General features: G+C 55.2%; 20 protein-coding genes. 8 read left to right on the top strand and 12 right to left on the bottom strand.

Features of this window, described 5'->3' with window-relative positions:
- Positions 1-18: 18 nt before the first annotated feature.
- The 6 genes from epsA to BLR00_RS12050 all read right to left on the bottom strand — a co-directional run bounded on the left by epsA (position 19) and on the right by BLR00_RS12050 (position 6378).
- Positions 19-798 carry an XrtB/PEP-CTERM-associated transcriptional regulator EpsA gene (epsA, locus tag BLR00_RS12075; protein WP_074632965.1) on the bottom strand — a complete coding sequence of 260 codons (780 nt, stop codon included), beginning with the start codon at positions 796-798 and terminating at the stop codon, positions 19-21.
- 632 nt (positions 799-1430) lie between these two features.
- Complete coding sequence (locus BLR00_RS12070; protein WP_074632962.1) at positions 1431-3332, bottom strand: pyruvate kinase; 1902 nt, start codon at positions 3330-3332, stop codon at positions 1431-1433.
- Between the two features lie 271 nt (positions 3333-3603).
- Positions 3604-3756 (bottom strand): hypothetical protein, encoded by a 153-nt coding sequence (locus BLR00_RS16750; protein ID WP_176759981.1) that lies wholly within the window; start codon positions 3754-3756, stop codon positions 3604-3606.
- A gap of 73 nt (positions 3757-3829) precedes the next feature.
- Positions 3830-3976 carry a hypothetical protein gene (locus BLR00_RS17225; RefSeq protein WP_371130404.1) on the bottom strand — a complete coding sequence of 49 codons (147 nt, stop codon included), beginning with the start codon at positions 3974-3976 and terminating at the stop codon, positions 3830-3832.
- Between the two features lie 350 nt (positions 3977-4326).
- Positions 4327-5043: a carbonic anhydrase gene (locus BLR00_RS12060; RefSeq protein ID WP_081346749.1), complete on the bottom strand. Its 717-nt coding sequence runs from the start codon at positions 5041-5043 to the stop codon at positions 4327-4329.
- Positions 5044-5448: 405 nt separating this feature from the next.
- Positions 5449-6378, bottom strand: a complete 930-nt coding sequence (locus BLR00_RS12050; protein WP_074632957.1) for a LysR family transcriptional regulator — start codon at positions 6376-6378, stop codon at positions 5449-5451.
- 222 nt (positions 6379-6600) lie between these two features.
- On the opposite strand from BLR00_RS12050, the gene BLR00_RS12045 reads away from it, so the two are divergent.
- From BLR00_RS12045 to BLR00_RS12015, 7 genes are all read left to right on the top strand, one after another.
- Positions 6601-7464, top strand: a complete 864-nt coding sequence (locus BLR00_RS12045) for a pirin family protein (protein WP_074634290.1) — start codon at positions 6601-6603, stop codon at positions 7462-7464.
- A gap of 82 nt (positions 7465-7546) precedes the next feature.
- Positions 7547-8179: an isochorismatase family protein gene (locus BLR00_RS12040; protein WP_074632954.1), complete on the top strand. Its 633-nt coding sequence runs from the start codon at positions 7547-7549 to the stop codon at positions 8177-8179.
- An 86-nt stretch (positions 8180-8265) separates the two neighbouring features.
- On the top strand, positions 8266-8895 hold the full coding sequence (gene ycaC / locus BLR00_RS12035) for an isochorismate family cysteine hydrolase YcaC (protein WP_074632951.1): 630 nt from the start codon (positions 8266-8268) through the stop codon (positions 8893-8895).
- A 199-nt stretch (positions 8896-9094) separates the two neighbouring features.
- Positions 9095-10966 carry an amidohydrolase gene (locus BLR00_RS12030; protein WP_074632948.1) on the top strand — a complete coding sequence of 624 codons (1872 nt, stop codon included), beginning with the start codon at positions 9095-9097 and terminating at the stop codon, positions 10964-10966.
- 64 nt (positions 10967-11030) lie between these two features.
- Positions 11031-12398: an alginate export family protein gene (locus tag BLR00_RS12025; protein WP_074632946.1), complete on the top strand. Its 1368-nt coding sequence runs from the start codon at positions 11031-11033 to the stop codon at positions 12396-12398.
- Complete coding sequence (locus BLR00_RS12020; RefSeq protein WP_074632944.1) at positions 12395-14044, top strand: MFS transporter; 1650 nt, start codon at positions 12395-12397, stop codon at positions 14042-14044. Before BLR00_RS12025 ends, BLR00_RS12020 begins: the two co-directional genes overlap by 4 nt.
- A gap of 126 nt (positions 14045-14170) precedes the next feature.
- Complete coding sequence (locus BLR00_RS12015; RefSeq protein ID WP_074632941.1) at positions 14171-14869, top strand: pirin family protein; 699 nt, start codon at positions 14171-14173, stop codon at positions 14867-14869.
- Positions 14870-14961: 92 nt separating this feature from the next.
- On the opposite strand, the gene BLR00_RS12010 is transcribed toward BLR00_RS12015, so the two are convergent.
- The 4 genes from BLR00_RS12010 to BLR00_RS11995 form a co-directional block, all read right to left on the bottom strand.
- Positions 14962-15165, bottom strand: a complete 204-nt coding sequence (locus BLR00_RS12010; RefSeq protein WP_074632938.1) for a YbdD/YjiX family protein — start codon at positions 15163-15165, stop codon at positions 14962-14964.
- Positions 15166-15176: 11 nt separating this feature from the next.
- Entirely contained in the window at positions 15177-17249 is a 2073-nt protein-coding gene (locus BLR00_RS12005) for a carbon starvation CstA family protein (protein ID WP_074632936.1), read from the bottom strand.
- A 251-nt stretch (positions 17250-17500) separates the two neighbouring features.
- On the bottom strand, positions 17501-18067 hold the full coding sequence (locus BLR00_RS12000; protein WP_074632933.1) for a DNA-3-methyladenine glycosylase: 567 nt from the start codon (positions 18065-18067) through the stop codon (positions 17501-17503).
- A 113-nt stretch (positions 18068-18180) separates the two neighbouring features.
- Entirely contained in the window at positions 18181-19146 is a 966-nt protein-coding gene (locus tag BLR00_RS11995; protein ID WP_074632932.1) for a tetratricopeptide repeat protein, read from the bottom strand.
- A 218-nt stretch (positions 19147-19364) separates the two neighbouring features.
- Here BLR00_RS11995 and BLR00_RS11990 point away from each other — a divergent pair, with 218 nt between their 5' ends.
- On the top strand, positions 19365-20252 hold the full coding sequence (locus BLR00_RS11990) for a DMT family transporter (protein ID WP_074634289.1): 888 nt from the start codon (positions 19365-19367) through the stop codon (positions 20250-20252).
- Between the two features lie 66 nt (positions 20253-20318).
- Here BLR00_RS11990 and BLR00_RS11985 read toward each other — a convergent pair whose 3' ends face one another.
- On the bottom strand, positions 20319-22925 hold the full coding sequence (locus tag BLR00_RS11985; RefSeq protein ID WP_074632931.1) for a tetratricopeptide repeat protein: 2607 nt from the start codon (positions 22923-22925) through the stop codon (positions 20319-20321).
- A 436-nt stretch (positions 22926-23361) separates the two neighbouring features.
- A complete protein-coding gene (locus BLR00_RS11980; RefSeq protein WP_256324138.1) occupies positions 23362-25857 on the bottom strand; it encodes a TonB-dependent receptor domain-containing protein in 2496 nt (831 codons plus the stop codon).
- Positions 25858-25974: the final 117 nt, after the last annotated feature.

The following is a 25974-nucleotide window of genomic DNA, read 5'->3' as shown; positions in this document are numbered from 1 at the left end:
GAAAATGTCGGGTTGGCTTCAGCCATGGCTGAGGCTGCGCTCTATTTTGGAAACGGCTTGCATCCGGTTATAAACATCAAGTTTTTTGAAGATGCGCTGCATGTGGTTTTTTACGGTGAAGGCGCTGATGGAGAGGATGCTGCCAATTTCGCCATTGGTTTTGCCCATCTTGACCCAGTTCATTATTTCGCTTTCACGCTCGCTCAATCCATGGTCTTCGCTTTCCGGAGAATCCGCCAGCAGCGGTGGATGGTGCGGTAGAGGCGCCACGCTGCGCAATGCGGTATCGAGATAAGGCAGCAGGATTTCCATTGCGCTGAGCTTGGAGCTATCGAGTTTGTCTTGCGAACTGAAAATAATGTAAAGGCAATCATGATGCCCGCGCCTGTCACTGATGCCGTGCAGCAGGGAAGAACGCATGCCTTGCAATGCTCTGCCAAGGGAGCACCGTAGTCTCCAGCTTTCAAACAGAATGCCTGACGCGCCAATATCCAGCGTATACGGAGTCTTGCCTCGTTCAATCCAGCGATTATGGAAATCCCCCAGTAGTGGAGAAAAACGTGCCGGGTTCAAATGATCGGTCCTGACTCCAGGCAGTGTGGAAACAATGTCGTGCCGAATTAAATTGGATTCAAAATCACCCCAGGCGGCAAGCATGATTTCATGAGGCAGGTAATGCTGCATCTCGCCTTGCAGCCATTTCAAAAGGTCGAAATGACTGCGTACCGCGATCCCTTCCTGGATGATGCGGGCGTAACGCTGAAGATGGTCAGGAGAGAGTGAAGAGAAAAGACTCATGGCCGGCGAATTGTTCCTGGTTGGTTATATCAAGAGAACAGGTTATTGATTAGATTACATTGCAACACCGTGCCCGTATTGATTTATTAGTCATATTCAAATCATAAATTGGAATTAGCGAACCAACTGATCTGAACCAGTGCAAACTTCGGGCGTCACCATATGGCGGGTCTCACATTGGCGATTCCATGTGGTGGGCTATCCTTTATCCTTCCTTGAATCACAAGGTGCATGTCTGATAGAGGCAAGCATAGGGAAAAGAAATGACAATCTGATTACGTTCCAGTCAAAGTTATGTGACAAGACATTCGGTTTGATGGTCTGAAAAGTCTCGCGTTCATATGTGGAACTATGAAAACAACCGAAATTATTCGCCTCGCGTATATACATAGATACATAGCATTGATCCAACCTGGTGGAATACGGCGGTCTGATTCAATAGCTTATCAATAAATCTCTGTAATCAATAATGATAATGATTCTTATTATATTTAATAATGGGTGGAAAGCAAGCTTTTTTGCAAACACGCTGGTGATCACACGGAAAAATTCTGGGGATGCCGATGGCAGAGAGTTAATTTTGGATAACCGTAGCCGGTTTTAATCTCGCATGGCTATTTACCGCTATTCTGTTACCAATGCAGTCTCCGCAACAACGACCGCTTTTTCCACTGGTGCGCCTGCATGCGTTGCAGAATATTGTCCAGCATCTGGATCGCCTCGATAATGTGCGGGCCCTTGTTGAGCATCACGCACTCGGCACGCTCCCCCATGGCTGCGTCAGTGACTTCGGCACGGCTGGGTTTGCCGGTTTTGGCCAATCCTTCCAGTACCTGAGTGGCCCAGATTACCGGAAGATGCGCCGCCTCGGCCAACCATAAAATTTCTTCCTGCAATTCCGCCAGTCGCTCATAGCCGCATTCCACTGCCAGATCGCCACGCGCGATCATGACTCCCACCACCGGGGAGCTTAGCAGGGTAAACATCAGTTCCGGCAATTGTTCGAAAGCGGCGCGTGTTTCGATCTTGATCACGATTCCCAGCTTGCCGGCATCAAGACGTTTCAGATGCTGCTGCAACAATGTGATATCCGCGGGCCGCCGTACAAAGGAAAGCCCAACCATATCTGCCTGATGTGCAATGAATTCCAGATCGATGATGTCCTGGGCCGTCAGACCAATCAGATCAAGCTGGCTATCCGGCAGGTTGATACCCTTGTCGGCGAGCAGTTTTTCTCCACCGTCGCGCGCCTGGGTGATTTCAACCAGGATTTCGCCGGCAGTGACACTGCGGATTACGCCGCCGATGCGGCCATCGTCGATCAGGATGCGTTCACCGGGGTTAACGGCCGCAAAGATCTCCGGTAATGAACAGGCAATGCTGGCCGCGCGCAACAGTTGGCTGCTTTCGTCGAACCGGGCGGAAAGGCCGGGGACCGGGTCGCGCGTTATGATCAGGCTGTCGCCTCTATACAGCCGGATTGTTGCGGGTGCCTGGGGCAGCATGCCTATCTCACCGGCATAACCCGTTCCGCGCGGATGTCCGGAGGAGGGTACTCGCAACAAGTAAAGTTTCAGGCCGGGCTTAATGTATGCAGTCTGTGTGGATTCCGCCCAGTAACCGTTTCCGGCCTGTCCGACCAATTGCAGGTTGCGCAATGCGCCGCGAGCATCGGTGAATTCGATCCTGTCGCGTGCCGTTGCCTGCGCCAGCCAGTCCCCCTTGACGGAAAAGCAGGCATGGGCATGCACGGGGCAGGCAGAGGCTCCCTCCTCCGGATGTATCCAAATGCGGGCGGGTTCTGTCACTTTGCCGTACGCGTCGCGTTTCGGCTGCCATCTTAGCACCGCGGGGCCGGGTGAAATTTCTCCGGTACGTATTTTCGGGCCGCCCAAATCCATCAGGATGCGGCAGTAGCGTCCTGTTTCGCGTCGAGCGCGTTTGATTTGTTTGATCATGCGCGCCCAGACGGCAGCATCATCATGCGCGCAATTGATTCGGGCACAGTCCATACCTTGCAGCAGCATATCTTTGATCAATGCATAGTTGTCCGCGACATCGCCCGGCAACGTGACCAAAATACGTACGCGCCTCTGCGGTGGAGGTTTGCCAAGCAGATTATTGGCGTTGGTTTCGAGCAGCGAGGGACCCGCTGCCGCGGGATCGCCGGGAGAAGGAGGGGATTGCAGCCTCTGTTCGCCCATCGCGCGCCGCAACAGAATAATGATGGCATCCAGGTTGCTCAAGACATGCGACTCCGCTCGCCCCATGGATGAGAGTCCAGCCGCCGCGAGCTTTTCCTGCAAGGGACGAACATCGCGCCGCCGCAAGCCCAAATAATGAATCAGATTGATCGCACTGGCCCGATGGCGCGCATCCACCTTCTGTAACATTCCGGCGGACTCGCTTTCCATTACTGTCAAATCCTGATGCAGTGCGGCCAGTTCTCGCAATAGGTCAGCATATGGATCTTTTGGATCCTTTTTGCCATATCCGGATGGCAAGATTTTATTGTCTTTACGCGGCGAGTTCATGCTCATTGTCATAGTTATTGGAACGTTGACACGATATTGTTACGTCCATGTGACAGAAATTGCAGAAAAGCCTTGCTTTTTCCAGATTAATAATTATAATAAGAATCATTATCATTATTGATTAGAGAAACCCTGTAATTAATGGTAAGTAAATGGAGTTCGCCTGTTGCCAGCATAGTGCAGATTTCATGAAAATCAACAATCGCCAATTGGAAGCTCGTCCGGAAGCCCATCCGAATGGCGGTGTTGAGATCCCAACGCTCACGTAAGTTTATCCGTTGCCACTGGGTTCTCCTACCCAATGGCCTTTCAGCCAGCCAGCCTCATTCAGGGCAAGCCAGCCAACTTTTTTTTCTTCCACGTTTACCGATAATCTCAGGCTCGCGCTTCTTGCGCGGAATATCTCGCTCTGAAGCGGATTCACCCTGTCCAATCGCCGAATTCTGGTTTAATGAGCGGCTTCTTACCGGTGATAATAAGAAAAATTTATGCCGAGTTCAATTCTCGCTTCCGTGGAGGATCTCCCTCGAATACCCAAGCAGGTGCTCAATGACGGCACGAACCTTCGCCGGAAGATGGTGGTTTCGCGGATAGACCGCATAGATCGTATCTGCAACCGGGCATGCATTCGGCAGAGTATTGATAAGTTGACCGTTCGCCAGCGCTTTGGCGACGATGAAGACCGGAAGAATGGAAATACCAAAAATGGATGAGATAATGTATGGATCTAGGGCCTGTTAACACTTATTTTGCACCCGCGACGGCGACGGATTTCATCCAGCACGAGACATGAGCCGCGCGGCGGAGCAGGCCTCCGTAAGCGGCGAGTAACGAAGGGCTGGATGAAATCCCTCCCGTCCCTTCGGGTTGCGCACAAAAAACGCGGATGCCGCGTTGCAAAGCTTGGCCATAGGCCCGCTATGGCCTGCGCTTCGTGCCTTGCCTCCGCGTTTTTTGTGTAGCAACGCGGGTGCGAAATAAGTGTTAACAGGCCCTAGTTTAGAAAACGAACGTGCCCCGTCGCCAACTCATAAACGCCTCCCACCATGGTCACGCGTCCTTCCCGGAGCGCTCGTTCCCCCTCCGGAAGCGTGGCGAGTTGCCGCATGGACCAGCGGACGTTCGCTTCCACGGCGGCGCGCAGCAGTGTGTCCCGGCCCAGCTTCAGATCGAGTTCTCCTAGCCCGGGCTTGATCAATTGGATTAGCGCCCCGATATATTCCGGTTCCGTAGGCTTATGGAGCATCTCGTCCACGGTGGCAGTGACGGCACCGCAACTTTCATGCCCCAGCACAACCACCAGCGGGGTATGTAGATGACGCACGGCATATTGCAAGGAGCCGATCACATCTCGCGCGATAATATTGCCGGCTAGCCGAATCGTGAAGAGCTCGCCAAATCCGACATCGAAGATGAGTTCAGGCGGCACGCGCGAATCGCTACAACCCAGAACGGTGGCGAATGGTTTCTGGGTCTCGACGAGGAGGCTGCGCCAGGAAGACTCCTGTCGATCATGAAGCGGCTTATCATCTATGAAACGCTGGTTTCCTTTCTTCAATCGTGCCAGTGCCTCACCCGCGTCACGCGGATAAGGCTCCGTGTCGATTGATCCTGGTGGAGGGACTTCGGCCGCGGCGCCCAAGGCCATTCCCAGACCTAAACCGCAGGCGCCAATCAGGCATTGCCTTCGCTTCATATTCGGAGTTGTCATAATGATTTGCCGTGGAAAGATTTCGGATAAGAACTCATTATTTTAGCTTTGCAGTTTTCTACTGGTTTGAACGAACTCGATAAACCCGACAAGAAAATCCCGAAGCTGCTTACACGCTGCTTCGTCTACCATTTCGCCGATTCGTTGAAGACGTGCTGCGCTCGTGATACCAGCAGCCGTCCCCCGAACCACGGGCGCGTGCCTAATGTACGCAGCACGGGTAGCCATGCATTTTGGGTAATCCCGATGATTTTTATCATGGCGTCTTTCTATTGTGTTGAGAATCTGAAAAATAGGCTATTTGCGAATGCCGCATGGCGTAAATGTACTGAGTGCAGCCTGGTACAGGTATAGATACCTGAGGTTACCTCTATAGAGCGTCTCACGCAGCAGTAATGGAAAAATTTATGTCGAGTTCAATTCTCGCTCCCATGGAGGATCTCCCTCGAATACCGCAACTAGGTGATCAATGACGGCACGAACCTTCGCCGGAAGATGGCGGTTTTGCGGATAGACCGCGTAGATCGTGTCTGCAACCGGGCATGCATCCGGCAGCGCGTTGATAAGTTGACCGCTTGCCAGCGCTTTGGCGACGATGAAGACCGGAAGAATGGAAATACCAAGCCCCGCGATAGCCGCATCCCGTATCGATTCACCATTATTGGCGACGATCCGGCTACGTACCACCAGTGAGCGGGGCATACCCCCAGCCTCTGCGGGCTCGAACTGCCAGATGTGACTGGCTGACACATTGGCGTAACCGATGCATGCATGGCCCGCCAATTCCTCGATCATTGCCGGCAGACCGGCACGTTGGGCATAGGCAGGACTGCAACACACCACGCGACGGCTTATCGCCAGCTTGCGGGCTGCAAGCGACGAGTCATGCAGCCGCCCGATACGAACTCCCAGATCGTAGCCTTCGCCGGGCAAGTCGGTAATCCGGTCGTCAAGATCCAGCGCAAGTCCCAAGCGCGGGTGGCGGCTGATGAAAGCGAACAGGATCGGCCCAAGGTAGGTGGTTCCAAAGGTCATGGGGGCGGCAATCCGCAACGATCCGCAGAACTCGCCATCCTGCTCGATGAGTTCTTCCGCCGCCTGGTCAAGCTGCTGCATAATTGAGCGTGCACGCTGATAGAACGCGGCCCCCTTGTCCGTCGGGACCACTCCGCGCGTCGAGCGATGCAGCAGTTCGACCTTCAACACAACCTCCAGATCGGTAATGCGTTTGCTGATGACAGACTTTGACAAGCCCATGCGCTGGGCCGCGGCACTGATGCTCCCGGTTTCCATCGCTTGCAGAAAGGCCAGAATATCATCAAGTCGAATTTGCATTGTTCTGTTTTTCCGAACGCTGATTTCGAAGAAAGACCGATTCCGCACCCATCCGGAGAAGAGTACGCTAACCTTTAATAGACTATATTAAAGCACATGATGAAATTAATGGACCAAACCGCTACCCGGACTTGGCAAGTGTACCATCCGGTATCTTGCTGCCGGCGCGTTAAAAAATTCGAGAGGAGATAGCTAATGTCGGCAATAAAATCTGAACTATCAATCAAGAAACTGCATCGGATCCAACGTAGTACAGAACGCCATTGGGTCGGCGACGGGTTTCCCGTGCGCACACTTCTTGGCTATTCGAACCTGGGACCGGCGATCAGCCCTTTCCTGCTCTTCGACTATGCCGGTCCCATGGAATTTCCACCCACTGAAAAACGCCTTGGTGTCGGCGAACATCCGCATCGCGGTTTTGAGACGGTGACCATTGTTTATAGCGGTGAGGTGGAGCATCGTGACAGTTCCGGTGGCGGCGGCGGCATTGGTCCGGGCGATGTGCAATGGATGACTGCCGCATCCGGTCTTGTTCACGAAGAGTTTCATGGCCGCGAGTTTGCGCGCCGCGGCGGGATGTTTGAAATGGTACAGCTGTGGGTCAACCTGCCCGCCAAGGACAAAATGTCACCGCCGCATTACCAAAGCATCCTGAATAGCCAGATTCCCGTTTTGAGTCTTCCTCACGGTCAGGGGAGCGTGCGCGTCATTGCCGGCCAGTTCGATGGAATCAAGGGGCCAGCCCGCACTTTCACACCGATCCATGTATGGGATCTCCGCCTGGCGAGCGAGCGGCAGATCTGTCTTCCCGTACCTGACGGCTACACCACGATACTGGCGGTGCTCAAAGGCTCGGTGCGGGTCGGGGGCGCTGAAACAATCGGGCCGGCGGAAATTGCTTTGTTTGAGCGGGAAGGTGACCACCTCTGTGTCGATAGCGCCCAGGATACGACAGCATTGCTGCTCTGCGGCGAACCGATTGACGAGCCGATTGTCGGGAGCGGTCCTTTCGTCATGAACAGCGCCGAGGAGATTCGGCAGGCGATGGTGGATTACCAGAGCGGCAAAATGGGACATGTGGGGTGAATGTCAGGCATTTGTTCCTAACCGATAAGTTTTATTGCTGACGCAAGATTTTTTTATCGAAGCTAAACCCAAGGAGGACAGTATGAGCCACATCAAACCCGAAGAAACCCTCATGCTTCTCATCGACCATCAGAGTGGTCTGTTCCAGCTGGTCAAGGATATCCCGGTACCGGATCTGCGCCGTAACGCGATCGCACTTGCCAAAGTCGCTACGCTGCTCCAGATTCCGGTCATTACTTCGGCTTCGGTGCCGGACGGTCCGAACGGTCCGCTCATTCCCGAAATTCATCAAGCGGCCCCACATGCTCAATATGTGGGGCGTCGCGGTGAGATCAATGTCTGGGATAGTGCTGATTTCGTCAAGGCTGTCGAAGCGACCGGCCGCAAAACGCTGATTCTGGCCGGTACGCTCACCAGCGTGTGCATGGCTTTTCCCTCCATCAGCGCGGTGGCCGCTGGTTACAAGGTCTATGCCGTGGTGGATGCCTCGGGCAACTCGAGCGTGATGGGTACCGATCTGACCATTGCCCGCATCGTGCAAGCGGGCGTGATTCCGATCGACACGCTTGCGGTTATTTCGGAGCTGCAACAAACCTGGAATCGACCGGATGCGATGGCGTTCGCCGATATTTACGCCGACTTCAACATGCCCCATTATCGGCTGCTGATCGAGAGTTACGACAAGGCGCAGGCGGTGCAGAAGGCGAAGACATGAGTCTGGCTTTGTTTGTGGCTTAAAGCGTGTTGCAATTATTGTTTATAAAATCATAATCCAATCAATAACCTAAAAGGAACATGAAAATGGACAAATCTTTCAAATACAACCGGCTCTCCAAGGACGACGCCGCTATCCTGATGGTTGACCATCAGGCAGGCCTGATCTCGCTGGTGCAGGACTTTTCACCTAACGAGTTCAAGAACAATGTGCTCGCCCTGGCAGCCTGTGGCAAGTATTTCAAGCTGCCGACCATCCTGACAACAAGTTTCGAGGAGGGCCCGAACGGGCCGCTGGTGCCGGAACTCAAGGAAATGTTTCCTGATGCGCCTTACATCGCGCGCCCCGGCAACATCAATGCCTGGGACAATGAAGATTTCGTCAATGCAATCAAAAAGACCGGCCGCAAGCAGCTCATTATCGCCGGGGTGGTGACTGAAGTCTGTGTGGCTTTTCCGGCGTTGTCCGCCATCGAGGCAGGCTACGAGGTGTTCGTGGTTTCCGACGCTTCCGGCACTTTCAACGAAGTGACCCGCGACGCTGCCTGGATGCGAATGCAGGCGGCAGGCGTGCAGATGATGAGCTGGTTCGGTGTGGCTTGCGAACTGCATCGCGACTGGCGCAACGATATCGAAGGACTGGGTGCCCTGTTCTCGAATTATCTTCCGAATTATCGGAATCTGATGACGAGTTACTTCGCCATCACCAAGAAGTAAGGTGGCACGGAGTGGGCGGCGGATAGATTTTGCCTGATGATCGTGACTCCCTCCGGTGAATGGATGCCTAGACCCACGCCGGTGACGATCCATGGGTAAGCCCGCCCCCGATTTACGCCGCCGCCGTATTTTGCAGGCCGCTGGCGTGTCTTTATTACTTTCAAGAACGGGTGGGTTAGCCAACCCAGGAGAGCCAACGATGAACAGTCCTAAAGCCCAACTGATCCTTCGCAACGGCCAATTCACGACCCTGGATCGCCAGAATCCGCAAGCGGCGGCTGTCGCGATTTCCGACGGCCGTTTCATTGCCGTGGGGGATGACGGCGAGGTGATGCGCTTCGCTGACAGCAACACGCAGGTGGTGGATCTCAATCACCGCCGCGTCATTCCCGGCTTGACGGATTCGCATCTGCACTTCATCCGCGGTGGGCTCAATTACAACATGGAATTGCGCTGGGACGGTATCCCTTCGCTGGTTGATGCGATGCGTCGCCTGAAGGAACAGGTGGCGCGCACGCCTGCGCCGCAATGGGTGCGTATCGTCGGTGGCTTTACTGAGATGCAGTTCGCCGAAAAACGATTGCCGACGCTCAACGAAATCAACGCGGTCGCACCGGATACGCCGGTTTTCATCTTGCATCTCTACGACCGTGCACTGCTTAACCGCGCAGCACTACGCGCCTGCGGCTACGACCGTAACACCCCCAACCCGCCGGGTGGACTGATTGCCAAGGATGCCAACGGAGAACCGACGGGCCTGCTGCTGGCGGAACCGAATGCGCTGATTTTGTATGCGGCACTGGCCAGAGGCCCCAAGCTGCCTTACGAGTATCAGCTCAATTCCACGCGCCACTTCATGCGTGAGATGAACCGCCTGGGTATAACCGGCGTGATCGATGCTGGCGGCGGTTTTCAGAAATATCCGGATGACTACAAGGTTATCGAGGATTTGCACAAGGCTGGCGAGTTGACCGTGCGCATTGCCTACAACTTGTTTACGCAGAAAGCGGGAGAGGAGGTTTCAGATTTCTCGAAATGGACAAAGATGCTGAAGCCAGGCGAAGGAGACGGCTACTACCGGCATAATGGTGCCGGTGAGATGCTGGTATTTTCCGCGGCGGATTTCGAGGATTTCCGCATGCCACGCCCGGATATGGCGCCGAACATGGAGAACGACCTGGAAGCCGTGGTGCGTATCCTTGCCAGCAATCACTCGCCGTTCCGCCTGCATGCGACCTATAACGAGACCATCTCGCGTGCACTGGACGTATTCGAGAAGGTGAACCGGGACATTCCCTTCGATGGCATACACTGGTTTTTCGATCATGCCGAAACCGTGACCGACGTCAACCTGGAACGTATCGCCAAACTTGGCGGCGGAATCGCCATTCAGCACCGGATGGCCTATCAGGGCGAGTATTTCGTGCAACGCTACGGCAGCAAGGCTGCGGAGCGCACCCCCCCTTATAAGCGCATGCTGGAAATGGGCGTGAACGTCGGCGCAGGTACCGATGCCACTCGCGTGGCCAGCTATGACCCATGGAATGCACTCTACTGGCTTACTACCGGCAAGACCCTGGGCGGTCTTTCGCTGTATCCGGCGGAAAATCTGGTGGATCGCGAGACGGCGCTACGCCTCTATACCCAGGCGAATACCTGGTTCTCGAACGAAGAAGGCGTCAAAGGTCAGATCAAGCCCGGACAATACGCCGACCTTGCCGTGCTGTCCGCCGACTACTTCAAGATTCCGGAAGACGAAATTCGAAATCTTGTTTCGGTGCTGACGGTTGTTGGCGGGCGTATCGCCCACGGCGACGACGAATTCAACAAGCTTGCCCCGCCCTTGGTCCCGGCCATGCCGGACTGGTCGCCAGTGAATCACTTCGGGGGCTACTTCAAACCCGCGGCAAACGCGCCTGCCATGCACCGTCTCGCTCAGGCAGCCTGTGGTTGCGGAACTGGTTGCTCTGTACACGGGCATGCCCATGGACGCGCGTATCAGGGTGCTGTGGATGACGGTAACCAGCGCGGCTTCTGGGGTGTGCTCGGCTGTTCGTGCTGGGCGGTGTGAGCGTGTACCGGGCTTCTCTTGCCCGGCAAACCGGCAAACCGTTATTTGCGAAAGGCAGATCTCCATGCGTCAGCAGACGGCAAAAAACTGCAAGGCCAGCCTGCTTACCGTTGTGGTGCTCGCCATACCATTGCCAGCGGTCGCATCCGAATATATGCCGCTGCGTTTCGAAGAGGATTGGGGAGCCAGCTGTAATAAAATCGCACCGAAATGCTGGCGCATCGGCGAGACTGCCACGCTGACATTGGGTGCCGACGCGCGGGTGCGTGCCCAAAGTTACCGTCCGGTTGATTTCGGTATCGGCAGCGCTATGAGTAGCGCCGGCGGTGACGGCTACACGCTGTTTCGAGGCCTGGCGCATGGTGATCTACGTGTCGGTAAGCATGCCCAGATGTTTGTGCAGTTCGGGGCATATGACGAAGCTGGGCGCCGAGGTGGACCCGTCAGCTCCGATCAAAGCAACCCCGACCTGCAGCAGGGCTTCCTGGCATGGAATGGCGATATGTTTTCTCTCCGGGTTGGTCGACAGGAAATGACGCTCGGCACCTCGCGTCTGATCGCGGTGCGGGAGGGTCCCAATATTCGCCTTGCGTTCGACGGTGTACGCGCCAGTTGGAGACAGGGATCGCATCGCATCGACGGTTTCGCCTTTCGTCCGGTTCTCAATAGGCCGGGTGCCTTTGATGACAATGCCAATAAGTCGCAAGCACTCTACGGTTTGTATGCCACACTTGTTCCGGAGAGTATGGCTCCCCTCAAGATCGATCTTTACTGGCTTGGCTACGAAAGAGATCAGGGACAATTTGCAGCGGCGCAGGGGCGGGAAAACAGGCATTCTTTCGGCACGCGGCTTTTTGGTTCCGCAAAGGGTTGGGACTGGAACATGGAAGCCGTATTCCAGACCGGCCATGTCGGCGATCAGACCATCCGTGCCTGGACGGTTGCCTCCGATACCGGTTTTACCTTTGCCAATTTACCCTGGTCACCGCGGCTCGGCCTGAAAGCGGATATTGCCAGTGGCGATAAAAATCCCGGCGATAGGCAACTTGGTACCTTCAATGCGCTCTATCCCAATCCCACCTACTTCAGCGAGGCGGCACTGCTGGCGCCAGGTAATATCATGGATTTGCAGCCGGTCTTGACGATCAAGCCTGCTCATTCGCTCACATTCGTTTTAGGCTGGGATTTCCTGTGGAAACATTACAAAGAAGATGCGGTTTACACGCCACCCGCGCCCTTGGTGGCGATACCTGAAACCATCGGAACTGGTCGGTATATCGGCGACCAGATCAGGCTGGAAGGCAGTTATCGTCTCCATCCTCAGTGGGAAATTCGTGCCGCCGCAGTCCATTTCAGCGCGGGGGAAGCCTTGAGGCAGGCCGGCGGTAGAAGCGTCGACTTTCTCATGACAAGCCTGGCATTCCGCTGGTGAGCAAGCCTGTCGACGATAGCGTCTCGAATGCCCCGCACCCCGGTGCGTGGGCGCCGCTCAGGCTGCCGATGTTCCGGGTCTTCTGGCTTGCATCGCTCGGTTCCAACATCGGTAGCTGGATCAATTGGACCGCCTCCGGCTGGGTGATGACCGACCTGTCTCCCTCGCCGGTGATGGTGTCCCTGGTGCAGGCGGCAGCTTCGCTGCCGATCGTGATGTTCGCGCTGGCGGCGGGTGCGTTTACCGACATTATTGATCGCCGCCGCTACCTTATCGTGACCCAGATATGGATGGCGCTTGCATCGGCGGCGCTGGCTTTTCTCGCCGCAACCGGGCAGCTCGACGCCTGGAGTCTGTTGATCCTCACCTTTGCTTTGGGCTCAGGCGCAGCAATGGCGATGCCGGCATTGAGTGCCAGCACAGCCGAACTCGCGCCTGGAAATATGCTGCCCCAAGCCGTTGCGCTGGGTGCGTTGTCAATGAATCTGTCGCGCGCTGTCGGCCCTGCCATCGGCGGCTTGCTGCTGGCGCAACTTGGCGCTTGGGCCGCCTATAGCCTTAATATGATCTCGTTCATCGGCATGGTGGTGATGTTATGTTACTGGAAACGCGAGCGGGATGAGCAGGCTCTGCCGCCCGAGCGATTTTTTCAAGCGTTACGGGCCGGCCTGCGTTATGCGCGCATGGCATCGCTTTTCCGCGCAGTGCTGATCCGCGCGACAGCATTCATCCTCTTCGCAACCTCCGCATGGGCGCTGCTTCCGCTGATCGCGCGCAGCGAGCTTGGGGGAGGCCCCGGAACCTATGGATTGCTGCTCGCCTTTGTCGGTATCGGAGCGGTAGCTGCTGCTGTTTTCATGCCACGCATGCGGATGTATATCACTCGCGACCACCAGGTGCTTATTGCAACCATCGTCTACGCGCTGACCACTGCGGGCCTTGCGACGATCCGAAGCGAAGCCATGCTGTACGGCGTCATGGTAATTTGCGGCGCGGCATGGCTCAGCGTCCTGTCATCACTGCAAGTGGCCGCCCAGATCTCGGTTCCGGCCTGGGTTCGTGGTCGCGCCTTGTCCCTTTACATCATGATATTCTCCGCAGGTATGACACTCGGGAGTTTGCTGTGGGGCTGGGTTGCCGCGCAGGCTGGCACTCCCGCCGCACTGCTGCTTTCGGCCGCCGGTGCTGTGCTGGCGGCGCTGGCCGTCCGCGGATTCAGCCTTGGCGCTCGGGAAACGCCCGATCTGACTCCGTCTTACCATTGGACGCATCCATCTGTGATGGAGGAGCCGGACAAAGATCGCGGCCCCGTGCTGGTTACGATTGAATATGAGGTTGCATTGAGTCAGCGGGGAGCCTTCCTGGATGCGATGCAGCCGCTGGGTATCATCCGGCGCCGGGATGGCGCATTCGCCTGGGGTATATTCGAAGATGTTGCGATGCCTGGCCGTTATGTCGAGATCTTCCAGGTTGATTCCTGGCTCGATCATTTGCGCCAGCATGCGCGCGTTACCCGAGAAGACCAGCGCATCCAGGAAGCTATCCACCGCTTTCACATCGGCAGCGCGCCACCCAGGGTTTCCCATTTTGTCGGCGGTGTCCCGGCATCGTCCAGCGCTTATAATTCGATGGGAGCCGGCCCGTGAATCGGCACGCGCCACTTGCTTCCCGTTGGGCTTTTTCCTGTTTCCCGGTGAACGGTGTGCCGCACCGCGCCGTTGCATCTTGACTTACTTTTTACTCACCCTTCATTCACCTAGCGGAGGCCATTCATGATGGATTTACGTCGCGCCGGGGAGCGCGGTCATGCCGAACACGGCTGGCTGGATTCCTGGCACAGCTTTTCTTTCGCGGATTACCACGACCCGGAATACATGCAGTTTCGCGCGCTGCGTGTCATCAATGAAGACCGGGTCGAGCCGGGCCGGGGTTTCGGCATGCATAGTCACCGCGATATGGAGATTATCAGTTATGTGCTGGAAGGGACGCTCGCACACCACGACAGTATGGGCAACGGCTCCATCATACGTCCGGGAAGCGTGCAGCGCATGAGTGCGGGCACGGGTGTGCAGCACAGCGAATTCAACGCTTCTTCGAGCGAGCCGCTGCATTTTCTGCAAATCTGGTTTATGCCGAATGTCATGGGAATTCCGCCCGGCTATGAGGAAAAGTATTTTGACGACGCAAAGAAACGCGGCACGTTATGTCTGATCGCTTCACCGGATGGTGCTGATGGCTCGGTAAAAATTCATGCGAACGTGAAATTGTTCGCGGGGCTGGTGGATGCGGGTGAAAGGACCGAGCGGACGATCGCCACAGATCGCTTTGTTTATGTTCATGTTGCCCACGGCAGGGTATCGCTCAACGGCATCCCCCTGCATGCGGGTGATGCCGCAAGGCTTACCGGTGAAAGCGGTCTTGTTCTCGATCGGGGGGAGAAAGCTGAGGTGCTTGTTTTTGAGCTGGCATAAAAAAGGCCTCCTGCGGAACGCCATGTCAATTTGCCACCGAGAGCCCGCACTGCGGTTCCGCACTTATAAAGACCCCATCGTTCAGGCAGCCGCTAACAACATCGGCTGACCTTTCCTCCATACCGTGCTTCTTGACGCTCCCGGAAGAATTCCTGATAAGACATGACCGGTTGATCGGGATGCGTGATTTTCATGTGATTGACATACGTGCTGTACTCGGGCACGCCTACCATCAGCCGCATGCTCTGCCTGAGATAGCGCGCCGCCCTGGTAATGCCGGTAATTTTATTTAGCATGGATGTGCACCTCATGTTCCGGGGGTTGCTTCGATCGGTAATAGTTCAAACGGCGCCTCTTTGGCGGTAGGCCCGCCTGTGCCGCGCGCACGTAGTACTGTCTGGATACCAAATATCAGCATGCTGATCAGTACCAGCATGAAGAGGCCCGCCAGCGACGCGTTGACATAATCGTTAAAAATGACTTGCTGCATCTGTTCCAATGATTTGGCTGGTGCCAGGAGTACGCCATCGGTGAGTGCTTCTCTGTATTTGCCGGCATGCGCCAGAAAGCCGATGCGCGGATTCACGTCGAAAATCTTCTGCCATGCGGCAGTCAGCGTGCAGACCAGAACCCAGGTGGCGGGTACGATAGTGACCCAGGCGTAACGATCATGCTTCATCTTGAACAGGACACACGTACAGAGAATCAGCGCGATACCGGCCAGCATCTGGTTGGAGATACCGAACAGCGGCCACAGGGTGTTGATTCCTCCCAGCGGATCGACCACACCCTGATACAGAAAATAGCCCCAGCCTGCGACGCAAATCGCGGTGGCGATCAGGCTGGCAATTACCGAGTCGGTACGTTTCATCGACGGAATGAATGTGCCGAGCAGATCCTGCAGCATGAAGCGTCCTGCACGTGTGCCCGCATCGACCGCCGTCAGGATGAAAAGCGCTTCAAACAGGATGGCGAAGTGATACCAGAACGCCATCATCGTCCGGCCGCCAATCACATCCGACAGAATCTGCGCCATGCCCACCGCCAGCGTCGGTGCGCCGCCGGTGCGGGAAATGATCGTGTGCTCTCCCACATCCCGCGCAGTCTGCGTGATCATCTCGGGCGTGACATAAAACCCCCATTGCGATATGGCCTGCGATGCCGATTCCGCCGTGGTGCCGATGATCGCGGCCGGGCTGTTCATGGCGAAGTACACGCCCGGTTCGATGGTGGAAGCGGCTACCAGCGCCATGATGGCGACAAACGATTCCATCAGCATGGCTCCATAGCCGATGAAGCGGGCATCGCCTTCGTTCCGGATCATCTTGGGCGTGGTGCCGGAGGAAATGAGCGAGTGGAAACCGGATACCGCGCCGCAGGCGATGGTAATGAACAGGAAGGGAAACAGACTGCCCGACCAGACCGGGCCGGAGCCATCCACAAATTGTGTAAATGCCGGCATCTTGAGTTCCGGCGAAATGAAGATGACACCGAGTGCCAGACCGACGATAGTGCCGATCTTCAGGAACGTGGACAGGTAATCGCGTGGCGCCAGCAGCAGCCAGACCGGCAGCACGGACGCAATGAAGCCATAGGCAATCAGCATCCAGGTGAGCTGCTCGCCTGTGAGGGTGAATAGGGCGGCCATCGAAGGTATTTCCTGTACATACTGCCCCGCGACGATCGACAGCATCAGCAAAACAAAGCCGATCAGCGAGACTTCGCCAATCGCGCCCGGCCGGATAAAGCGTGCGTAAACCCCCATGAACAAGGCAATTGGAATAGTGGCGGCAACAGTGAAGGTGCCCCAGGGCGATTCCGCCAGCGCCTTGACCACGATCAGCGCCAGTACCGCCAGCAGGACCAGCATGATGAAGAATGTGCCGAACAGGGCGATCATGCCGGGTATCTGTCCGAGTTCCGACTTGATCAGATCGCCCAGCGAACGGCCATCGCGCCGGGTGGAAACAAACAGCACGATAAAATCCTGTACCGCGCCGGCAAACACAACGCCGGCCAGCAGCCACAGCATGCCGGGCATGTAGCCCATCTGCGCGGCGAGTATCGGCCCCACGAGCGGTCCGGCGCCCGCAATGGCGGCAAAATGATGGCCGAACAATACATATCTGTTGGTCGGCACATAATCCAGGCCGTCATTGAATTTGTAAGCGGGGGTCATGCGGGTGACGTCCAGCCTCAGCACCCGCCGGGCAATGAACTGGCTGTAAAAGCGATAAGCAATCGTATAGACGCAGACAGTGGCGATCACGATCCATATCGCACCGATGGACTCGCCATGATGCAATGCGATGAATGCGAACGCGAAGGCGCCAAGGATGGCGAATGCGAGCCAGCCGAGCTTATTGATTAGAGCACTCATTACTTTCTCCTGGGCTGAAAATTATTATTGTGATGCGGCTGATAATTTGAGATTCCTGCCGTCTGTAATCTTAATACAGCTCCTCTTTCTATTACTTTGAAAGAAGCTGCGAAATTCCATTTTTATATGGCAGGTTGCGCTGGAATTAGCGATAAGCGGGTGCGGTAAAAAAATAATAAAACAGATTGGATCAGGTCAGACTTAAGAGATGCAATAGCCATTCCGGGGCAGGCCTAGCGAATTTGAATGTCTCAACGGAATGGACGGCTCAGGAAGGGAGACCCGGAAAGTCCGAACCGCCAGGGCATCTCTTTCGCTTTCGAGATACCAATGCGCGGACCGGTGACGACGGAAATTTCTTCCGCTAAAGGCAGGAGCTGGAACGGCGACGTATCGATCTGCATGCCGCTATGTGCATCGGTGATGCCGAGTGCCTGGCAGACACGCCCCGGTCCGGAACAAAGCAGGCGTGGATGGTCAAGCCCGCGCCGCGCACGCATGATATCCAGCCCTGCAAGCGGTTCGATCGCGCGGATTAAAACGCCTGCACCATGCCCATCCGCGCGGCAAACGAAATTGAGGCACCAGTGGATTCCGTATGAGCGATATATATAGGCTCGACAGGGCGGACCAAACATCACCCGGTTGCGTTTAGTCGGGCCACCAAAGCTGTGCGAGGCAGGATCTTCGTGATCATAGGCTTCCGTCTCGACAATCCGACCTCCGACGCCATCGACAAGCAAGGTCGTGCCTATCAGGGATCGAGCCACATCCACGGACGGGGCGGAAAAATCGATAAATTGGGAGATTTTGGTCATGGGCGCAATTTTATATGGAGCGCTTCTGGAATCCAAATTTGTGTGTCCGTCTTACGGATTGGGGCGAGTGTTAACAGACCCCAGTTACGCTGCAATGGTCCGAACCCAGGAATTTATCGGCGTATCGCCCATATTTTCGATGCGCGTTTTTCCAGCGGCTTTGCTGCATTTGGCTGATGGTTGTCACGGTATAGAGCCGCCAGGCTTTTCAGGCTTATGGCTACAGCAGGGTGATTCGGGCCAAAATTCTTTTCATTTATTTTCAGCGCGCGTTTGTAGAGCCGCTCGGCCTGAGTATACTGTTCTTGACCGCGATAGAGCGCCGCGAGGTTGTGCAGGCTGGTTGCCATGTCGGGATGGCTTGCGCCCAGGGTTTTTTTTGAAATGGCCAGCGCACGCTGGAGGAGCGGCTCCGCCTCCGCATACTGTCTCTGGGCGAGATGCAGCAATGCCAGGTTATTCAGATTCGTGGCGACATCGGGATGATCCGGCCCCAGGCTCTGCTCGTCAATCGCCAATGCCCGTGCGAGAAGCACGGCCGCCGTCTCATGCTGCCCCTGAATGCGGTACACCTCCGCCAAATTATTCAGACAGGTCGCCACATCAGGGTGATTCGGACCGGATGTTTTTTCCGAAATCTCCAGTGCACGCTGGAGAAGCTGCTCGGCTTGTACATACTGCGCTTGATCAGAGTAAAGTGACGCCAGATTGTGCAGGCTCATGGCAATATCGGGATGAGCCGGTCCCAGCGTTTTTTCGCAAATCGCCAACGCCCGTTCCAGAAGCGCTGCCGCCACCCTCAGGTGTCCCTGAGCGTGACGTACCTCCGCCAGATTATTCAGGCATGCGGCGATATCGAGATCATTCGCGCCATATGTCCGTTCCCAAAATCGCAACGCTTCCTGGAGAAGTGTTTCGGCTTCAGCATATTTTCCTTCAGCATAATATCGTACAGCCAGATTATTTTGTCCGGTGGCTACTCTGGGATGATCCGGCCCAAATGCATCTTCCGCCGCCTGCAGCGCCTTTCTCGCCGCGACAGTAGAGCGTGCATGGTCCTCCCGCTTATCAGGCTTCACTCTAACTCCCACGCAAATCATTTTACTTGGAAGGCTATTTAACTAGGGATCGGGAAGCATGGATAGCTGTAATATCTTACAGGTGGACCGGATCACGGGGCCTGATCAGCAAGGCATGAGTTTTGAAATACGGAGATACATAATTTATTCAGAGGGTTGCCTGATTGCCGATTAACATCATTTCAAACGCAAAAGAAAAACTATCGGCGTCAGGGCTGATGATCGGCGCTACTTTGTTTTTCGCGACCATGGGCATGTGTGTCAAGTTTGCGTCGGCCAGCTACGGTACGGGTGAAATCGTGTTCTACCGGGGTATCGTGGGCGCCGCGATGGTTGTGCTGATCACGCGCGCATCAGGCGAAACGCTTCGCACCCGTCTGCCGGCGATGCACGCCTGGAGGAGCCTGACCGGCGTCAGTGCGCTTGGCCTCTGGTTTTACGCGATAGGCGAACTGCCGCTCGCCACCGCGATGACACTGAATTATATGTCTCCCATCTGGATGGCGCTGTTGCTCATTGGGGGCTCGGTTTTGATCGGCGGCGGCCGCGTGGATGCGCGCCTGGTTTGCACAGTGCTTGTTGGATTCTTGGGTGTGGTCTGTATCCTTCAACCCACTATGGAGCCCCATCAACTATGGGGCGGGCTGATGGGGCTGTTGTCGGGTTTGCTTGCCGCCATGGCCTATTTGCAGGTGACCGCGCTTGGCAGGGCGGGTGAGTCGGAGGCGCGCATTGTGTTTTATTTCTCTGTGGGCAGCATTTGCGCCGGCGCCCTGGAGACATCGCTCATTAGCGGGTGGCATGCCCACACCCTGCGTGGTCTCGGGATGCTGCTCGCGGTGGGTGTATTGGCGACGCTGGCACAACTGTTGATGACGCGTGCCTACAGGATCGGCGGCACGCTTGTCATTGCCAGCCTGCAGTACCTGGGTATCGCCTGGTCCCTGTTGTATGGCGTGCTGCTGTTCGACGATCCCGTTACCGGACTGGCGCTGCTTGGCATGGGCCTGATTGTGATGGCGGGTGTGGCTGCTGCCCGGCTGCGTCAGTCTGTTGCACCTGCAAACCGGCTGCCAAAACCGGAGACTCATTCAGAGATCCCTTAGGCCGGAAATGCCATTATCCATGCCGTTTCCAATAATATTCGGAGTCCGTCCGATGAAGTATCCGGGTCAGGGTTCCTGGCCGCGCTTCTGTACCCAGAACTGATACATGGTAGTAAACGTATCCGGATTCTCGGTCTCGAATACGTGCCAGTTGTCGAGATCGGTCTGCGATCGATCGGCGGGAAAGCGCGCCGCATATTGGTTGATGATGCCGGGCTCGAGGGAGAACCCGATAAAGATCAGATTCAGTTCTTGGAGATTTGCTTTGAGTTGAGGGAGCGTATAGCGATGCTCCTTGACATGAAACAGCAGGTCGCGACATTCGCTCATTCCATAAAAGTCTCTGGCCGATAAGATTTGCCTGAACTGACCGGCATTCTCCAGGGACATCAGGTCCTGGCGGCATCGGCGAATATCCTCCGGGGTCGGCTGATACTCATGTCCGGTAATGAAATTTTGCGCGGCAGCTTCATTCTGACGCGCACACTCACTGTAGAAGCCCAAACGCATGAATCCACCGGGCCGTAGTAACGAAAGCAGTTGACGCCATCCCCCCATCGGGTCTGCAAGATGGTGCAGCACGCCTACCGATTCGATGATGTGAAACCTTCGGTCAACCACACCGAGCGCCATGATGTCGGCCTGCGCATATTCGATGTTTTCCAGGCCGGCTTCCCGGGTTTTTCTCTTGGCGTAGCAGAGGCTTGTCAAGCTCAGGTCGATAGCAAGAACTTTGGCGTTTTGATATCGCTGAGCGGTTGCGATCGAATGCTGGCCGGTCCCGCATCCGGCTACCAGAATTTCGAGTGGCTCATTCTTCCTGGCTTCGTTTTTGTCAGTCAGGCCCATTGGCTGGAACTGTGAAAAAGGAAATCGTTCGCTCAGATAGGCATCGATCGAGATGGCTCTGGCGCCCGGTGGCAATTTTACCCATCTCGGATAGGGATTTTCTTCGTATTGCTTCTGCACCCGACGGGATATGCCGTCCGCGATGGGAGTCAAGCGCGGAATGACGGCGCGATATTGCAATTCCTCCAGGGGTTCGCGTGCTTGCTGGACCAACAACGCAGCAACGGTATCAGGCCAGGATTGATCCAGCAGGATTTCAATGGATGGCAAAGCAATCAGCGGGAAATAGGCGGCTACCGCAACCAGCCATAATACGGGGACACGTGACCCGGCCGCCAGCGCCGCGGCAAGGCGCTCTCGTAGAAACCGCGCCCGGCCGGATTCTTCGCTGGACCAGGCAAATATGTATTCGTTGATGAAGCACTGTCGCGCCAACGCACAATAAAAGGCCAGGATCTTCTCTTCCGATACAGGGTAATTTTCTTCGGCGATCGCTTTATCAAGCAGGCTACTTCTTGCCATGGTGAGAAAACGTTCCAGTTCCCTATCACAGACCGTGGTATTTTCCAGCAAACGATGAAGCAGCACGTCATCGCAAATCGAAGCAAAGGCGAATGCTCCAGGCGGACCGAACAGCTCATGCTGCGATAATCCGGATGGCCATGCGCGGGTGGCCCGGGCTATGCATTCCTTGATGCCTGGATGCAGCTTGACGAGCGAAATGGCCGGGTTCGCAAGGTCGGCCGGCCGCTCCCACGGTTCAGATATGGCTCGGGCAACAAGGAAGCGGATACCGGGAATTTCATGTGTAAAGTAGATATTTTTTATGCATTGCGCGAATCCGTTCTTGATTTGCGGGCTTTCCCTGATTTTTAGTGCGCGCTGGTAACTCGTGATCGCTTCGTCCAGCCAGCCTTGTTCCCTGAGCGCATTGCCGAGATTGGCATATGCCTCTGCATAATCCGGCCTGTGGGCAAGCGCGTTGCGATAACTGGCAATGGCTTCATCCAGCTTGCCTTGCTCCCTGAGCGCATTCCCCAGGTTGCTGTGCGCCTCGGCAAAATGCGGCTTAAGCACCAGCGCCTTGCCAAAGCTGACGATTGCTTCATTCAGTTTGCCTTGTGTGTTCAACACATTTCCCAGGTTGCAGTACGCTTCGGCAAAATCAGTCTTGTATGTGAGTGCGTTGCGATAGCTGGTAACGGCCTCCCCCGGCTTACCCTGTTCGTTCAGCGCGTTCCCCAGAAGGCAATGTATCTCCGCGAAATCCGGTTTGAGCATCAGCGCTTTGCGATAACTGGCAATAGCCTCGTCCAGCTTGCCCTGATCCTTAAGTGCGTTACCCAGGTTGGCGTATACTTCGGTGAACCCCGGCTTGAATGAGAGCGCCTTGCGGTAACTGGCAATCGCTTCCTCTAATCTGCCCTGATCCTTAAGCGCATTTCCCAGGTTGCTGTGTGCCTCCGCATAGTCCGGTTTGAACGCAAGCGCCTTGCCGATAAGTTCGATAGCGGCTTCATTCTTGCCCACTTGCCTTGCAATGAGCCCCAGGAAGTGCAGTGCACCGGGGTGATCCGGTGCTGCCTGGAGTATTTGACGATAAATGGCTTCGGCCTGCGGTAAATTACCTGCCTGGTGATATTCAATCGCGGTCTGGAGATATGCTTGAATAGATGGATCAGACGAAGGAGTCTGGGCGTGCCCGTTCGCCACCCGCATTGCCACTTGAGCTGCCGACCGGGCTTCCTCGGATTGCTGGCAGCAGTGCTTGTATTTCCGGCCGCTGTTACAGGGACATGGATCGTTGCGCGAAATTTTTTTCATGGGATCATCAACGCAGAAATGATGGCTCGAAAAACAAATCCGGGGTTGAACCAGGCGTCTTTGCTTTAATCCGATGCCCTTTACCTTTGCCCTCTTGGAAGGTATCCCAAGCAGCCCATCATAGTAAGCCAATCAAAGTCTGGCTTAGAGGTGTTTCACCTGCCCGATTATAATCCAGTGAACAAATAGTATCAGCGTCATACCGGCGGAAGCCGGTATCCGGTGGCCTTAAAAATTTGCAACTATTGGCTTGGACTGGATTCCGGGTCAAAGCCCGGAATGACGAATTCATGGTATTTTCTTGCCGATACATAGTGTCCGGAGTTAAACCACGAACACATGCGCGTCGAAAGTTTCTTCCAAGACATCCATGTTCACTACTGCGTAGAGCCTTATTCAGGCCGGATCAATAGGCACGGTTTTCTTGCAGGGACTGCTAATAATTGAACCGTATCTGGGTAAAGTAAGTCCGTTGCGGCATGGGGTGAAAGACCCAGTATTTTTCGTTGTTAACGTTGTCGATACCCCCGCTGATCATTACTTGCTTGCTGAGTCTATAATTTGCGCGTAAATCGACGACAGTGTAGCTGGTAAGCCCTGTATATGAAAAACCATTGGTGTCGGTGTTATTCAATTGGCCGAACTGGCCGCTGCTGTAGCGGAGCATTGTCGTGATAGTGAATTTGTCGGTCGCTCGATAAGAAACTACTACGTTGGATCGCCACTGCGGAACCCGGGGTTGACGTTTGCCAGTTGAGGGAACGGCAGCGTTGGGATTGGCTGCGGTCGGGCCCAACAGCGCCGCTGCTGCGTCGGCAGCATGGTTCTCGTTGATTCTTGAATCAGCCCAGGTGAAATTACCCAGGATATCCAGACCTCTAATCCAGGCATCCGTTTTTTCCCCGGAAAACTCGACGCCATAAGTATCGACTTCACCCACATTGGAAATAAAGCTTGTCTGAATACCATTGACCGTCCCAACCTGGGTAAAAATGGCATTTTTTACCCGCTCCTGGAACAGGCTGAGACGCACTCTTCCTTTTTCCGGAAAATATTCGGCGGAGAGTTCTGAGGAGAGGGCATCTTCAGACCGGAGATTAGGATTTGCGTTGAATGCTATACCCGCCACTGTCGTTGTTTGAAACAATTCCGAGGCCGTGGGGTAGCGGTAAGCCTGACCGATGGCTGCGCCAAATCTCAACTGTTCGATCGGACTCCAGCTTAACTTCCCTTTGGGTGAAAAATTGAACGCACTTTTATCAGTCTGGTTAACCGTTCCTGCAGCAGTGGTGTTCACGCCGTCATAAGCGTGCCAGTTTTCAAAACGTCCACCGACCGTGAAGTTCCAGTGTGGAAGGAAATCCCAGGCGTCTTGTACCCAATAACCTTCGGTACGGGTTTTGCCGGTCGAGTTTGAGAAGGTAGTTGCGGGACCGCCCGTCTGCCAATTGCTGGTGTTGAATACCGGGTTTTTCAGGGTGTAGAGGTCATGGTGAAAACCAAAGCTGATCTCATGATAACCCAGGCCGAGAAAATCAACGCGGGGCCGCCAGATACCTTTGGCATCGAATGTATGCCAGCCAGAACCGGCCAGACTGGTGATCCTGCCAGGTCCATTAGCGGCTGCCAGGATGGGATTAACCGTTGGCTGGCGCACGTTATCCGTGCTTAAATCGATTACGCTGCCTACCAGTTCCCAGTCAAATTTTCCGCCGGTGTTGGATCTGAGATTCAGGCCATGCGACCATGTTGTTTGATTGGTCCGATTCGCGGCAAAGGCGGGTAGGCCGGAGCTGACAGTGTTGAGATTGAATCGTCTGCCATTGATATTGACCGCGCCGCTATCTATGACATTGCCTGCCGCGTCTCTCAGATAACTTTGAGCACTGGCACTCGCGTTGTTTTGCCACATCCCAAAGGTGTAGGCGAATCTTATGGTCGGCGTGAAATCGTAGGCCAGCTTCCACTTGAAGTTGTCCTGCACGGTATGATTAATGTTTCCGGCACCCAGCACGTAGTTAGGGGCAAGTGTGGGGTTCTGGCCGGCGATAGCTCCCGTTACCGGCGTCTCCCCGCCAGATAATGGGGCGCCGGCTGATTGTAGGGGAGTCGTAAAAATTATGGGCTGACTATGGGCATCGAGATGACTGTAGTCGAAGCGCATCGATAGATCTTTATATTTGTGGCCAATGTATCCGGAATATCGCTGGTTATGATAAGTATCCTTTGTGCCATACAGATTAAAAGTCTGGAAAGACTGTTGCACATCCACGCCCGCTTCGAATTTTTCCGGCATACGCGTGGTGATGTTGATCACGCCACCCATGGAATTGCCGGGATAAGCGGCGGAAAATGGCCCGTACATGATATCGATGCGGTCGATTTCTCCGGGCGAGACGGTGTTCCAGCGGGGCGAACCGGTGTTTGTGTTGTTATTACCGAGCAAGGAAGACAGCAGGATACCGTCGGCATAAATCAGGCTGCGCGCGCTGGCGGATGTGCCGGAGGTGCGCGTTCCCACTGGTGCGTTGGTGTCGCCGATATAGCGATTGCGTACTTGTACGGATGGCAGGTATTTGATGGCATCCTCCGTCTGCATCATATTGACGGTAGCGTCCATTTTTTCCCTGGTGATGCTCTCTGTTGTCTGGGGCAGCCGGTATCTCTCCTTGTCGGTTTGCTTGGCAATTGGCGTGACTTTTCCTCCGATCGTCATTTCCGGCAATTTAATCGCAGACTCGCTGGTAGGTGTTTTCTTTTCGGTGGGAGCGGGCGCTACATCAGTATCCCTGAGTGCTTCCGGTGAGGGTGCGGCGGCAGTTGGTTTTTTTTCTGCCGGAGATACAGATTTGGCCGCATCTTTTGCCGGCGGCTCGGCTTCGCCGGCTGCCCAGACAGAAGATGCGCAGAACAGACTTGCCAGAGTAAGCAAGACAGGTTTTTGCTTTATAACCGTAACATGTCGAATCCAGCGCACAATATCCTCTCGCAATAGGCTGGATCGCGAGAGTAATGCATTTTGGCTGGCGCAGGAATGCGGCAAATTGCC

The organism is Nitrosospira multiformis (assembly GCF_900103165.1).
Taxonomy (GTDB): Bacteria; Pseudomonadota; Gammaproteobacteria; order Burkholderiales; family Nitrosomonadaceae; genus Nitrosospira; species Nitrosospira multiformis_D.
The sequence above is the reverse complement of the archived record's forward strand: the minus strand, read 5'-3'. Positions and strand labels throughout refer to the sequence as shown.

Bases quoted from the DNA above. Each gene is read 5' to 3' on its own strand.
- BLR00_RS12005 (WP_074632936.1), bottom strand. From the start codon at position 17,249: ATGAGTGCTCTAATCAATAAGCTCGGCTGGCTCGCATTCGCCATCCTT.
- BLR00_RS11985 (WP_074632931.1), bottom strand. From the start codon at position 22,925: ATGAAAAAAATTTCGCGCAACGATCCATGTCCCTGTAACAGCGGCCGG.
- BLR00_RS12025 (WP_074632946.1), top strand. From the start codon at position 11,031: ATGCGTCAGCAGACGGCAAAAAACTGCAAGGCCAGCCTGCTTACCGTT.
- BLR00_RS12015 (WP_074632941.1), top strand. From the start codon at position 14,171: ATGATGGATTTACGTCGCGCCGGGGAGCGCGGTCATGCCGAACACGGC.
- BLR00_RS12070 (WP_074632962.1), bottom strand. From the start codon at position 3,332: ATGAACTCGCCGCGTAAAGACAATAAAATCTTGCCATCCGGATATGGC.
- BLR00_RS12040 (WP_074632954.1), top strand. From the start codon at position 7,547: ATGAGCCACATCAAACCCGAAGAAACCCTCATGCTTCTCATCGACCAT.
- BLR00_RS12000 (WP_074632933.1), bottom strand. From the start codon at position 18,067: ATGACCAAAATCTCCCAATTTATCGATTTTTCCGCCCCGTCCGTGGAT.
- BLR00_RS12030 (WP_074632948.1), top strand. From the start codon at position 9,095: ATGAACAGTCCTAAAGCCCAACTGATCCTTCGCAACGGCCAATTCACG.
- BLR00_RS12060 (WP_081346749.1), bottom strand. From the start codon at position 5,043: ATGACAACTCCGAATATGAAGCGAAGGCAATGCCTGATTGGCGCCTGC.
- BLR00_RS12050 (WP_074632957.1), bottom strand. From the start codon at position 6,378: ATGCAAATTCGACTTGATGATATTCTGGCCTTTCTGCAAGCGATGGAA.
- ycaC (WP_074632951.1), top strand. From the start codon at position 8,266: ATGGACAAATCTTTCAAATACAACCGGCTCTCCAAGGACGACGCCGCT.
- BLR00_RS11990 (WP_074634289.1), top strand. From the start codon at position 19,365: ATGATCGGCGCTACTTTGTTTTTCGCGACCATGGGCATGTGTGTCAAG.
- epsA (WP_074632965.1), bottom strand. From the start codon at position 798: ATGAGTCTTTTCTCTTCACTCTCTCCTGACCATCTTCAGCGTTACGCC.
- BLR00_RS12010 (WP_074632938.1), bottom strand. From the start codon at position 15,165: ATGCTAAATAAAATTACCGGCATTACCAGGGCGGCGCGCTATCTCAGG.